This window comes from Mucilaginibacter sp. CAU 1740 (assembly GCF_039839285.1).
GTDB lineage: Bacteria > Bacteroidota > Bacteroidia > Sphingobacteriales > Sphingobacteriaceae > Mucilaginibacter.
This window is the reverse complement of record NZ_JBDOQS010000008.1, coordinates 167,067-180,116: the sequence shown is the minus strand read 5'-3', so window position 1 is coordinate 180,116 and position 13,050 is coordinate 167,067. Positions and strand designations below refer to the sequence as shown.

8 protein-coding genes are annotated in these 13,050 nt (G+C 44.6%); 5 read left to right on the top strand and 3 right to left on the bottom strand.

Annotated features, from left to right (window positions below; translation table 11 throughout):
- Window positions 1–29 precede the first annotated feature (29 nt).
- Entirely contained in the window at window positions 30–2,531 is a 2,502-nt protein-coding gene (locus AAFN85_RS18260; RefSeq protein ID WP_347529046.1) for a M14 metallopeptidase family protein, read from the bottom strand.
- Between the two features lie 253 nt (window positions 2,532–2,784).
- On the opposite strand from AAFN85_RS18260, the gene recQ reads away from it, so the two are divergent.
- The 3 genes from recQ (at window position 2,785) to AAFN85_RS18245 (ending at window position 7,523) form a co-directional block, all read left to right on the top strand.
- Window positions 2,785–4,953, top strand: a complete 2,169-nt coding sequence (gene recQ / locus AAFN85_RS18255; protein ID WP_347529045.1) for a DNA helicase RecQ — start codon at window positions 2,785–2,787, stop codon at window positions 4,951–4,953.
- Window positions 4,954–5,274: 321 nt separating this feature from the next.
- Window positions 5,275–6,627, top strand: coding sequence for a UDP-N-acetylmuramoyl-tripeptide--D-alanyl-D-alanine ligase (murF, locus tag AAFN85_RS18250; RefSeq protein ID WP_347529044.1), 1,353 nt, complete (start codon window positions 5,275–5,277; stop codon window positions 6,625–6,627).
- A 221-nt stretch (window positions 6,628–6,848) separates the two neighbouring features.
- Window positions 6,849–7,523 carry a TonB family protein gene (locus tag AAFN85_RS18245; protein WP_347529043.1) on the top strand — a complete coding sequence of 225 codons (675 nt, stop codon included), beginning with the start codon at window positions 6,849–6,851 and terminating at the stop codon, window positions 7,521–7,523.
- 223 nt (window positions 7,524–7,746) lie between these two features.
- Here the strand turns inward: AAFN85_RS18245 and AAFN85_RS18240 are convergent, their stop codons facing one another.
- Entirely contained in the window at window positions 7,747–9,405 is a 1,659-nt protein-coding gene (locus tag AAFN85_RS18240; protein WP_347529042.1) for a glutamine--tRNA ligase/YqeY domain fusion protein, read from the bottom strand.
- 318 nt (window positions 9,406–9,723) lie between these two features.
- Window positions 9,724–10,869 (bottom strand): FAD-binding oxidoreductase, encoded by a 1,146-nt coding sequence (locus AAFN85_RS18235; RefSeq protein WP_347529041.1) that lies wholly within the window; start codon window positions 10,867–10,869, stop codon window positions 9,724–9,726.
- 153 nt (window positions 10,870–11,022) lie between these two features.
- Between AAFN85_RS18235 and AAFN85_RS18230 the strand changes: the two genes are divergently transcribed.
- Both AAFN85_RS18230 and AAFN85_RS18225 read left to right on the top strand, forming a co-directional pair.
- Window positions 11,023–11,754 carry a zinc metallopeptidase gene (locus tag AAFN85_RS18230; protein WP_347529040.1) on the top strand — a complete coding sequence of 244 codons (732 nt, stop codon included), beginning with the start codon at window positions 11,023–11,025 and terminating at the stop codon, window positions 11,752–11,754.
- 298 nt (window positions 11,755–12,052) lie between these two features.
- The gene (locus AAFN85_RS18225; RefSeq protein ID WP_347529039.1) at window positions 12,053–13,021 is read left to right on the top strand and encodes a hypothetical protein; all 969 of its coding nucleotides are present in this window, start codon (window positions 12,053–12,055) and stop codon (window positions 13,019–13,021) included.
- Window positions 13,022–13,050 lie beyond the last annotated feature (29 nt).

Sequence of the window (13,050 nt, the reverse complement as noted above, 5' to 3'; positions counted from 1 at the left end):
AAACTGCAAACTGCAAACTGCAAACTGATCTACTGTCCCACCATAAACACAGCGTTGCTAAATAGCAGCTTTCCGTTTTCCCAGAAACTGCGGAACAGCGGGTCATCAACCAGGTAAACTACCGAGCCACGGCCCATTGGTTGTACCCCCAATAATAAACCATTGTTGATCTTCTTTTTTGATTCGGAACCTACGAAGCCTGATACGTAGCCATCTTTTTTGATAGTGCCTACATTCCAGCCATCATCATCGCCAAATAGCTCGTAAATATCATCGTTCAGTTTTAACGAGTAATAATAATCCGGCAGACCGAAACCAAGCGGGTGGGTATTATCCAACTTTAACTTGTAGATAGCGCCGGGGATTGATGAACTGATGGCCGTGCGCTCACGGTCGCCATATATTTTAACCGGCTTATCTTTTTCTTTATCCTTATCGTCCTTTTTCTCCTCTTTGCGTTTTAGCAGGATGCCTTTTTTATCAACTAATGACGACACGGCATTTTCGATAGCGATTAGCTTACCACCGTCACGAATCCAGTTTTGGAGTTTTTCTGATGGAAAATCATCATAACGACCGTCCGGGAAAATGGCTACATCAAAATCGCCCAGTTTGGTGCGGCCAAGGTCCTGGTATTTTACCAGTGTAACAGGGTAACCGATCTGCGCTTCGAACAAATGCCAAACTTCGCCCATAGCTTCTGAATTTACACCTTCACCGGCAACCAGCAATACTTTAGGCTGGCGGATCACCCTAACAGCATCCGAACCAAAATCAGATCCTTTATCAACAAAGCCGGTTGACAGCGCAGTAATTTCCTGGTTAAGTGAAGCCGCGGTTTGGGTAACCACCTGGTCGAAATTAGGGTTATCATTTCCAGCACGGGTAATGATCAGCGAGCCAGCAGTAAATTGTTTACCACCTGCTTCAAAAGCTTTTTCGGCGTAACGTACTTTGATCTTCTTTTTTAACAGCGCGGCTAAAAATTTAACATCATTAACAGATTGCCACGCCGATACATAAGCGTATGCATGCGTATTGGTTAAAGGTGCCGGATCAAGAACGCCCCATTTGGCATTGGCCGGTTTAAATGATTCTTTTACGCCATAAGCTTTTAAGCCGTAAGCATAAGGTAAGGACCATGCGGTAATATCATAAGTGGCCGAATCGGGTATAAAAGTTTTAGGCTCGAATAATACGTGTAACAATACCGCTTTAGGCTGATAGGCGTTAACTACCAGATCGTTTGCATCTACACTAAACTGCTCTGTTTTTTGCGAGATGTAATTAAAGCCTGTCGCCGTTTTATTACTCAAACCAAAACCATATTGGATGCCGTTACGATCAAGCATTTTTGCCAGTGCGCTTACCTTCCCATTGTTATTATTTTTAATAACGTAGGTTTTGTATTCGCCGGGAGGATTGGTGCGGTTATTATCAAAAAACTTTTTGTACTCATCCAAAAGCTTCTGGGTATTAAGCGAAGCTATTTCCAACGTGCTTAAACTGGTTGAATGGTGATGGGCAACACGCTGCACCAGAGTTAAGGTATCGCCTGCACGGGTAACAACAGCTAAACCGGCGCTGATACCGCCCTGCTCGTACGTCATCCCTATCGAACCATTATATAATGGATAAGTATCACCGTAAGATGGGTAAAGCAGATCAAACTCGTATTTGGTAAAATACATCCAACCATTCTGGTCAAAATACTTGGCGTTGTTTTTACCTATTGTTACCTGGAACTCGCGTTGCCATTTGGTAATGTCCTTGTGGTATGGCTCGGCAGCTGGGGCAAAGTAATATGGCGCGTTATAACCTTGCTCATGGTAATCCACATGTACCTGTGGTAGCCATTGATTATATAAACCTACACGTGCCTGGGTTTCTTTTTGTTGCTGCCATGCCCAATCTCGGTTAAGGTCGAAATAGTAATGGTTCACCCTGCCGCCCGGCCATGGTTCAACGTGTTCGCGGGCGCTTGGCGATGGATCAGGGACAATGCCATGTACCGAATTATAAAAGTTTACGTAACGGTCGCGGCCATCAGGATTTAAACAAGGGTCTATCACTACAAGCATGTTTTTAAGCCATGCTTTAGTGGTGGTATTTGCAGGATCAACCAGGTCGTACAAAGTCCACATTGAGGCCTCGCTCGATGCCGGTTCGTTACCATGCACATTGAAGCTTAGCCATGTTACTACCGGCATACTTGTACTGCCGGTGCCGCTTTCAATACCTGCCAGCTTCATATTGTTATGACGGATCTCTTCCAGGCGGCCGATATTTTCATCAGATGCGATGAACATAGCCAATAGGGGCCGCCCCTCGTTGGTGGTGCCAAACTGTTGCAGTTTTACATTTTTTGATACCGATGCGATGTATTTATAATACTCAACAATGCGGTAATGCGGGGTAAACTGTTCGCCCAGTTTATAACCCAAAAACTCCTGCGGAGATTGGATTTTTTGTGCCCGGCCAACAAAAGCCGAAGCGACAGCTATAAAAACAAGAAGTAATTTTTTAATCATATATATTATATGTGTAGAAGTGTAGCAAAAGCTAATCTAAAAATAAAATCCCGATGTATTTCGTAACCTTTCACAGATTTTATTAAATATCAGTTGGTTCGATATAATTTTTACAGTATTCTATCCGCTCTCAATAATCGGGATCAAGAAAAATTGAAAACTTCAAATCAATCTTAGCTAAAATTTATAGCAAAAATTCACATCTTTGTATTCCTGGATCTTATTAACTTACAGCATTGAAATAATTATGTCAATGAATCCACAACAAGCCCTGCAAAAGTATTTTGGTTACAGTGCCTTCAGGCACGAGCAGGAGGCTATTATTCAGAATATATTAAAAGGGCAGGATGTAATGGCGCTGATGCCCACCGGCGGTGGTAAATCATTATGTTATCAATTGCCAGCGGTTTTATTGGATGGACTAACCATCGTTATATCGCCCCTGATAGCCCTGATGAAAGATCAGGTAGATAGCCTGAATGTGAACGGCATACCAGCGGCATTCCTTAACTCGTCCTTAAACCCCGAAGATACCCGGATCCTGGTTAACCGCCTGCGCGATAACGAGATCAAGCTACTATACCTGGCCCCCGAGCGTTTGTTCAGCGCCGAGAACAAGGAAAATAAACTCATCCCCTTTTTAAAAACGCTTAAAGTATCGCAGATAGCTATTGATGAGGCGCATTGTATCTCCTCATGGGGACATGATTTCCGTCCGGAATATTTGATGCTTGCCGGGCTGAAAGAGGAATTTCCGGGTGTGCCGGTGATAGCACTTACCGCAACTGCCGATAAACTCACCCAAAAAGATATCCTCGAAAAACTGAACCTTACCAAACCGGCTGTTTTTGTATCCTCGTTTAACCGGGCCAATATCACCTACCGGGTATCGCCCAAAAAGAACAGCTTTAAACAGCTCATCGCTTTTTTAAATGAGCATAAAGATGAGTCGGGTATTATTTACTGCCTTTCCCGCAAATCAACCGAAGCGTTGGCCGAAGACCTGAAAGAAGAAGGGTTTTCTGCCGAGGCCTATCACGCCGGACTAAGCAATGAGACAAAAGCCCGCAATCAGGAAGCCTTTCTACGCGATGATATTAAAATTATTGTTGCCACTATCGCCTTCGGGATGGGTATCAATAAATCGAACGTGCGCTATGTGGTGCATGTGGATCTGCCCAAAAATATCGAGGGCTACTACCAGGAAACAGGCCGGGCCGGGAGGGATGGTTTACCATCCGAAGCGCTGTTGCTTTATTCACCCGGAGATGCCATGAAATTACAGGCCTTTGCCAAGGTAGAGGGCAACGAGCAACAAAGCCGCATTATGCTTAATAAGCTGAACGATATGGTGAAATATTGCCAGCTGTTATCATGCCGTCGCCAGTACCTCATGAAATATTTCGACGAGGAGTTTCCCGCAACTTGTGGCTCCTGCGATGTTTGCCTCACCGAATACAAACGTTTTGATGGTACGCTAATAGCTCAAAAAGCGCTATCGGCAGTGGCGCGTTTAAATGAGCGTTTCGGCAATAATTATGTGATCGATTTTTTACGGGGATCAAAAAGCGAAAAGATTCGCGAAGAGCATAAACAGTTAAAAACCTACGGCATTGGTGCCGATATCAGCAAAGCCGATTGGCAGCATCACATCCGCGAGCTGGTTACCATGGGTTACCTGCAAACCGTCGGCGATGAATATCCGATACTGAAACTCACCGATCAAAGCAACGCCGTATTAAAAGGCGGACAAAAGGTTGAATTTATTGAGATAGAAAAGGTAGAGGAAGTACATCACGAAGAAACCTTACCATACGAAATACCATTGTTTAATCGACTGAGAGAGGTCAGGCGAGGCATTGCGGAAGGTGAAAATGTGCCCGCTTACGTCATTGTATCTGATGCTACCTTACAGGAAATGGCCACCTATCTGCCGCAAAGCCTGGACGAACTACGGATGATCTCTGGTTTTGGTGATATTAAACTTGCCCGCTATGGCCGTGAGTTATTGGAGCCCGTGAAAGTTTATTGTACAGAAAAAGGACTCGGTTCAAAAATAAAGCAGAAATCACCTAAGCGGGAACGGAAAGCTAAACCAGCAGGACAAGCCAGGCCTTCTTCAAGGATCAGTGATACCAAAACCGAAACTTTTAATTTATATCGTTCCGGAAAAACAATTCCCGAAATAGCTGCCGAGCGTGGGTTCACGACATCTACCATAGAAACTCACTTGAGCTATTACGTACAAAACGGCGACTTGGATATAACCGAAATAGTGCCGCAACAAAAAATAGCGGTTATTACCGATGCCGTTGAAAGTTACGGAGCAGAAAAACTTTCGCCATTAAAAGAAGTTTTAGGAGAGGATTACAGCTATGGAGAGATCAGAGTTGTAATAGATTGGATGAAGCGGGAGGAATAATTTTTGTTATTAACTTGCGCGTGTTTGTAAATCCTCGATTTACTCAACTCATTTTATATAAAATTGTCATTTCGATAGAGCAGCGAGAGGAAAGAGCGTAGGGGCGAAAGAGAAATCTTGTACGCCATGATTAGTCGAACGGTATGGTTTGGATACGAGGCGTATAAGATTTCTCCTCTCCCATTCGCACCATCCCCTCGCTTGTTCGTCGAAATGACATCCGTTTAATTAATACGGAAACTTAAAAAAAGCCGAGATTAAGTTTACAAACGAGCGTAAGCTTAATTAGCTATTTTTGAATTGTATTTTGTTTTAACAACCATGACTACAACCCAACAACTATACGATATCTACCTCAAACACCCGGTTATCAGCACCGACACCCGCAAAATAGCACCCGGTAGCCTGTTCTTCGCCCTTAAAGGCGATAAATTCGATGCCAATACTTTCGCGCAGAAAGCAGTTGAAGCCGGTGCTGCCTACACCGTGATCGATAACCCGGAGTATCAGTTAGGAGATCAGTATTTGTTAGTTGAGGATGTATTGACCACCTTGCAGGATCTGGCCCGCCATCATCGCAGGCAGTTGAATATTCCGGTTGTTGGCCTTACCGGTACAAATGGAAAAACTACCACCAAGGAGTTGATCAACGCCGTATTATCTCAACACTTTAAAACCCAGGCTACGCAGGGCAATCTGAATAACCACATCGGTGTGCCGCTTACTATTTTAACTATCGATTCCAATCATGAGGTTGCGGTTATTGAAATGGGGGCCAATCACCAAAAAGAGATCGAACTGCTTTGTAGTATCTCACAACCATCACATGGCTTGATCACCAATGTTGGCAAGGCGCATTTGGAAGGCTTTGGTGGTGTTGAAGGGGTGAAGAAAGGGAAGGGGGAGTTGTATGATTTCTTCAAAAAGTCGGAACGTCTGGAAGTAGGAAAGCCCGGAAGCGAAAATGTAGTTTTCGTTAACAGCGATGATACTGTTTTAATGGAGATGGCTTCGGCTCGACATTTAAAGCATGTGGAATATTATGGTACGGATGCCATCGATAACCTGATCAGTGGCGAACTCCTGGAAAACTCGCCGTTACTAACTTTAGAATGGACCAACAACAAAACGGGCGATAGTTATAAAGTTAAAACACAATTAACCGGCACTTACAACCTGCCGAATATCCTGGTAGCTATTTGCATAGGCGTATATTTAGGTTTAACTGCCGAAGAGATCAATGCCGGCATTGAAGGCTATCAGCCTAAAAACAACCGCTCGCAAATTGTACAGACCGCTACCAATACCCTCATCTGCGATTATTACAATGCCAACCCCAGCAGCATGTTTGTAGCCATCGAAAACGTGGGCAAAATTGATGCAAAACGCAAAGTGCTCATTTTAGGCGATATGTTTGAAATGGGGCCTGAAGCCGCTGTTGAACACGCCGCCGTGATCCGCAAAGCAATGGAGACACCGGTTGATGAGCGTATTTTTATCGGCAAGGACTTTTTAAGCCAGCAATCGGAAGCCGGAGGGTTGGGCGCAGCGGTGTTTTACGAAACGGCGGAGGATGCTATTATCGCTTTAAAAGCAAATCCAATCACTAACTCAACTATTCTTATTAAAGGATCGAGGGGGATGGCATTGGAGCGATTGGTGGAGTTGTTTTAAACCCGCCTCTGCCTCTTTAAAAAGCTATTTAAACTTATAAAGGCCGCCATTGCGAGGCACGAAGCAATCCCCAACAGCAGAGAGACCAAGCAAATCCGCTCTGTACAGTCGGGGATTGCTTCGTACCTCGCAATGACGTTCGGAATTTTAAACAACCTTTAACGGATTTACGCCAAATAAATTCCAAACATAATCCGCAATTTATTGTCGATATTTATACTATGCTTAAAGCAAGTTATATCAATATCGTGCTGTTGTTTTTTGTATCAGGAATTGCCGCAGCCCAACAGCCTGCTTTTAAGGGCGGGCAACAGGCGCTTAATGATTTTCTGAAAGCGAAGATCGTTTACCCGGAATACTCCCGGCAAAACTGCATTTCGGGGGTTATTAATGTATCCTTTACTCTTGATAATAGCGGTATAGTTCATGATGCCAAAGTACCGGATGGCCCCGGTATTGATCTTGACGACGAAGCCTTGCGTGTGATTAAACTTACCTCGGGGCAGTGGATAGTTCCGGAAGAATACAATATTAAAACCAGTATAATTCAACCCATTCGCTTTGACCCCGATGCCACCCGTTGCGGCCCAGCCAACACCCGTGATATGCAAAGTGCTATAGCCGGTTACCAGACACAGCAGGAATTGGAAAACGCGGTTACCAACTACTACATCAATAAATACAAGGGCAAGGCTGATACATCTAAAGAAGCAACCATCATCGCCCTGAAAAAACAACTTGGCTACGATGATGATTTTATAACAGATGTTCTAAACCAGGCCAGCGAAAAACTGAAACAAGGCGATAAAGAAGGTGCCTGTCGCGATTGGAATTTTATCAGGAATATTGGTAGTGATAGGGCGGATAGTTTTATTGGGAAGTATTGCGCCCGTTAGACTCAATACCCCAAATATTCCATCACGTCATTGCGAGGCACGAAGCAATCCCCAATATGCAGAGGGGCTAAGCAAGTCCGCCCTGTAAGTAGGGGATTGCTTCGTGCCTCGCAATGACGGGGTGAAGAATTTCGAAAATAGCTTAGATTATAAAATAGAAAAGCGGTTGAGTTTTGGCTCAACCGCTTTAAAAATATTTCAAACTCCCTTCAGGGCAGGGGGCTTATTTCTTACCCCATCCATCCTTCAAAGTAACCGTGCGGTTAAACACCAGCTTATCTTCGGTGGAATTTTTATCTAAAGTGAAATAACCTTTACGCATAAACTGAACAGGTTTGCCTAATTCGGCGTTAACCAGATCTTGTTCAATATATACCGGCGATAATACCTGTAGGCTATTAGGATTGATGTAATCTTTAAAATCGCCATCTTCGTTTGATGGGTCTTCTACCTGGAACAGACGATCGTATAACCTTACTTCTGCGGTTTTAGCATGCTCAACACTTACCCAGTGTATGGTACCTTTTACGTTGATGCCGCTGGTATCATTGCCTGATTTTGATTCGGGCAGGTAGCTGCAATGAATTTCGGTGATATTGCCGTCCGCATCTTTAACAATGCTTTCGCCTTTAATGATATAGGCATTTTTAAGGCGCACCATAAGGCCGATACCTAAGCGGAAGAATTTCTTCGGCGCAACTTCCATAAAGTCCTCACGCTCTATCCACAATTCCCTGCCGAATGGGATATCCCTACTACCATCACCGCCTTCAACTTCGGGGTTGTTTTCGCCGTGCATCACTTCGGTTTCGCCTTCGGGATAGTTATCCAATACCAGTTTAACCGGATCAAGCACTGCCATACGGCGCCATGCGGTTTTGTTTAGATCTTCGCGGATACAAAACTCCAGCAAACCAACATCGATCATATTTTCGCGTTTGGCAACACCGATACGCTCACAAAATTCGCGGATAGAAGCCGGGGTATAACCACGGCGACGTAAACCACTGATAGTAGGCATGCGCGGATCGTCCCAACCGTCAACAAAATTTTCGGTAACCAGTTGCAGCAGTTTGCGCTTGCTCATTACCGTATAGTTAAGGTTTAAACGGGCAAACTCGTATTGTTTTGACGGGAAGATCTCCAGTTTTTCGATAAACCACTCGTACAACGGGCGGTGAGGTACAAACTCCAACGTACAGATAGAGTGCGTGATCTCCTCGATAGCATCCGATTGACCGTGGGCGAAATCATACATCGGGTAAATGCACCATTTATCACCTGTGCGGTGATGGTGCGCGTGTTTAATGCGGTACATTAATGGGTCGCGCAGGTGCATATTTGGCGAAGCAAGGTCAACCTTGGCGCGTAATACTTTAGCACCGTCAGGATATTTGCCATCCTTCATATCGGCAAATAGCTGCAGGTTTTCTTCAACCGAGCGGCTGCGGTACTGGTTTGGCGTACCCGGCTCAGTAGGCGTACCTTTTTGAGCGGCTATTTCTTCGGCTGTGCTGTCATCAACATAAGCCAGATCATTTTTTATTAATTCAACAGCAAAAGCGTAAAGCTGGTCGAAATAATCGGAAGCATAAAGTTCATTGGCCCAATCAAAGCCAAGCCATTTAACATCTTCTTTAATGCTGTCAACATATTCAACATCCTCCTTAACGGGGTTGGTATCGTCAAAACGGAGGTTGGTAAGGCCGTTATATTTTTTTGCCAAACCAAAGTTAAGGCAAATTGACTTAGCGTGGCCAATGTGCAGGTAACCATTAGGTTCGGGCGGGAAACGGGTAAGTACACGGTTGCCGTTTTTACCGGCCGCCAGATCTTCTTCAACTATCTCCTCTATAAAGTTCAGTGATCTCTCTTCGCTCATAAGGGCAAAAGTAACAAAATTTTATACGGTGAGGCAAGGGATTACGCTAAGAAGTATTGTGTTGTAGTGAAGAGTTTTAAGCTCGCAAAGGCGCGAAGACGCAAAGGCTTTTCTCCGCCACGTCATTGCGAATATATAAAAGCGGCCGCCTCTGAAGTAAATATGATATTTGGCGGGCGGGGCTGTCACTCTGAGCTTGTCGAAGAGTCGTGCGCAGAGGCCCTACTCACCATGCTTCGACAGGCTCAGCATGACCCACTTTTAATTATTTCATGGGTAGCCACGAAGCTGACGGCTTGTTTATCAATTCAATATTAATTATATACTCCCAACCAGCAACTCAGCCACTTCCTCTCCCACCAAACTACCCATTGCCACACCCATACCATTACATCGCACCGCGCAAAAAATACCTGGTTGCACTTGTTTTACAATGGGAGAGATCTCCTGCCCAAAACCCATGATGCCGCTCCACCAATAATCAACCTCAGCATTCTGGCCCGGAAGAATCACCTCATTCAAATAGGCGATCAGTTGATTTTTCACAGCTTCGGTATGTCCAAAATTCCAGGTTTCTTCAGCCTTGTAATCAAGGTTACGGCCTCCTCCAAACAGTAAACGGCCATCAATATTGCGGAAATAGTAATACCCCTGGTTAAAATGATAAGTACCTCTAAGTTTTAAATTAGAGATTTGTTTGGTAACCAACACTTGTCCACGACCGGGTACCACATCCAATTCAGGGTAAAGCTGCCCGGCAAAAGCGTTTGTAGCCAGAATAACTTTGGGGGTTTTAAAATTGCCTTGCGAAGTATTTAGCGAGATGCGACCGTCCTCTTGCTCAATTGCCGAGATACTACAATTATTCAATACCAACACACCTAAACCATATGCTTTATACAAAAGCGTGCGCATCATTTTGCCGGTATCTATCTGCCCTTCAAATGGGTTGTATATTATATGCTTCACTTTGCCAAAGCCGAAAGCTGCAATTTTTTCATCGGCTACTGAATAAATGTCAGGCTTGCCAATGGCCTGCTGCAGTAATTTATTCAGGTAATCGATCTGATCTATACAAGTTTTTGCATGGCCTTCTTCATGATCCATGAACAATTCATGGCCTCCGTATTGGTGATAATCGATATTGGCATCACCCAGGTTTTCCCTTAAACGTTGGAGGCCTTGCCAGCGGTAGGCTACCAGGCGCATGGCTTCCTCTTCGGAAGAGCGGTTTATATTCTCAATTTGCTCGGAAACTGTACCAAAACATGCAAAACCGGCGTTTTTAGTACTGGCGCCCGATGGTAAAAGGCCCCGCTCCAGAACCAAAACTTTTAATGATGGTTGCTGTTTTTTGAGATGAAGGGCGGCGCTGAGGCCAACAAGTCCGCTGCCGATGATAATTACATCGGCGTTATCAGTAAATGATGTTCGCTCCCAGTATGAAAATGTGGGTTCTGCCATGATCAAAAATAGTTAATCAGTCCGGCAAAATGGGTTGGAATTTGAGTTTGTTGATCAACTCCCGCTTAAATTCGGAATAATTTTTGAACTGGTGCTGTAACGTTTAAAGCGTTTCAAACTACTTAGTTTTAACTTATATTATAAAGATACCCTATGAATCATCTTTCAATAATTTTAGGATACATCGCCCCTAATTCGGCCTGGTTCCTGATGATCATTATCGCCCTGGTAAGCTTCGTTGTGCAATGGAGGTTCAGGAGTAAATTTAAACAGTACTCGGAAATTGGTTTACTATCTGGCCTTTCCGGACAAGAAGTTGCCGTGAAAATGTTGCGCGCTCATGGCATTTTTGATGTGCAGGTTATTTGTGTTGATGGGCAGCTTACCGATCACTATAACCCCGAAACAAAAACAGTAAACCTAAGCAGCGATGTATTTTACAGCCGCAGCATTGCCGCCGCCGCCGTAGCCGCCCACGAATGCGGGCACGCTGTTCAGCATGCACAGGCCTATAGCTGGTTAAGTTTCCGTTCGGCACTGGTACCTGCTATTAACGTAGCATCAACCATAACCCAATGGACATTGTTTATCGGCGTTATTTTGTTAGCATTTTCCGGCAGCCCATATGTATTGGCCATAGGCGTGGTAGCATTAGCCTTGGTTACCTTTTTTAGCTTTGTTACGCTGCCGGTTGAGTTTGATGCCAGCCGCCGCGCACTGGCCTGGCTGGATAATAATTATGCCGTTGTAAAAACCGGGCAGGAACACGAAATGGCTAAAGATGCCCTTTGGTGGGCCGCCATGACCTATGTGGTTGCCGCGATCAGCGCATTGGCTACATTGGTTTACTATGCTTCGTTTTTGTTTAATAACCGGAGAAATTGAGAGACAAGACAACAAGAAGAAGGAAACAAGAAAAGAAGATAAGAACCGAAAACTAAACACTCATAAAAAAGCCCTAACTGAATAATCAGTCAGGGCTTTTTTATTTGCTCTTTATTCTTTCATCTTGATCTCTCGATTCTTGACTCTCAATACCTTGCCTCTTGCTGTCTTGCTTCCTGACTCTTGATTTCCTGCTTCTTTCCCAGCGCTGTTCATCTTCATTCATTGTTCATTTAACCGCTTAAAACTTAATAAATTGTTCATCTATCGGGCATAAGTTTGGTTAAAATTATCAGTTATGAAAAAGATCATCAGTGTATTTACAGTGCTTTTGCTGGTAGTGGCAACGGCATTTAAATCTCATGCACAAGTAAGTGTGGGAGTTTCTATTAATATCGCTCCTCCTGTATTACCCACCTATTCGCAGCCACCGTGCCCGGTTGATGGCTATCTTTGGACCCCGGGGTATTGGGCTTATGATGCCGACAACGGTTATTATTGGGTTCCGGGCGTGTGGGTACATCCGCCACGCATTGGCTACCTCTGGACTCCTGGTTACTGGGGTTATGATGGTGCCATTTATGTTTTCCACGAAGGCTACTGGGGTAGGCACATTGGTTTTTATGGAGGTGTAAATTACGGTTACGGCTATGGGGGCAGCGGCTACGTTGGTGGGCGCTGGGCTGGTAATTCATTCCAGTATAATACCGCTGTAGTTAATGTAAACACTACCGTGGTACACAATACTTATATAAACCGAACAGTGATCAACAATAATGAAACCGTTAATAACAACAGCTTTAACGGCCCCGGGGGCGTAGCTACCAAGCCCAATACACGCGAACTTTCGGCCGCTAAGGAAGACCATGTGCAACCTACCACCGAACAGGTAAACCACCGCCAGGTTGCCGGAAAGGATAAAAGCCAGTTTGCAAATAACAATAACGGTCGCCCTTCAACCACAGCTATGAATAAGGTTGGCGGCAACAGGTTTGCATCGGATGGAAACCAAAGGCAACGCCCGGTAAAAACAAATGACAACGCTTCGGCACAGTCAAAACCGGATAATAACAAACCAACACCCTCGTCTGATAACCAAAGAGACCAGCAAACTCCAGACAGGAACAATTCAACAGAGCCGAAACCATCTAACAGGAATAATTCGGCAGAGCCAAAAGCTCCAAAACAGCAAAGGCCGCATGCAATACCACAACATAGGTCGGCCGTTGCGCCTCATCACGAAGGTGGGCATAGAGGAAGGCGATAAGATAGATTCAAGAGGTCAAGAGTCAGGAA

What these genes read in the sequence shown, in the direction of transcription:
- AAFN85_RS18260 (WP_347529046.1), bottom strand. Translation starts at nt 2,531, where the DNA reads ATGATTAAAAAATTACTTCTTGTTTTTATAGCTGTCGCTTCGGCTTTT.
- recQ (WP_347529045.1), top strand. Translation starts at nt 2,785, where the DNA reads ATGAATCCACAACAAGCCCTGCAAAAGTATTTTGGTTACAGTGCCTTC.
- murF (WP_347529044.1), top strand. Translation starts at nt 5,275, where the DNA reads ATGACTACAACCCAACAACTATACGATATCTACCTCAAACACCCGGTT.
- AAFN85_RS18245 (WP_347529043.1), top strand. Translation starts at nt 6,849, where the DNA reads ATGCTTAAAGCAAGTTATATCAATATCGTGCTGTTGTTTTTTGTATCA.
- AAFN85_RS18240 (WP_347529042.1), bottom strand. Translation starts at nt 9,405, where the DNA reads ATGAGCGAAGAGAGATCACTGAACTTTATAGAGGAGATAGTTGAAGAA.
- AAFN85_RS18235 (WP_347529041.1), bottom strand. Translation starts at nt 10,869, where the DNA reads ATGGCAGAACCCACATTTTCATACTGGGAGCGAACATCATTTACTGAT.
- AAFN85_RS18230 (WP_347529040.1), top strand. Translation starts at nt 11,023, where the DNA reads ATGAATCATCTTTCAATAATTTTAGGATACATCGCCCCTAATTCGGCC.
- AAFN85_RS18225 (WP_347529039.1), top strand. Translation starts at nt 12,053, where the DNA reads ATGAAAAAGATCATCAGTGTATTTACAGTGCTTTTGCTGGTAGTGGCA.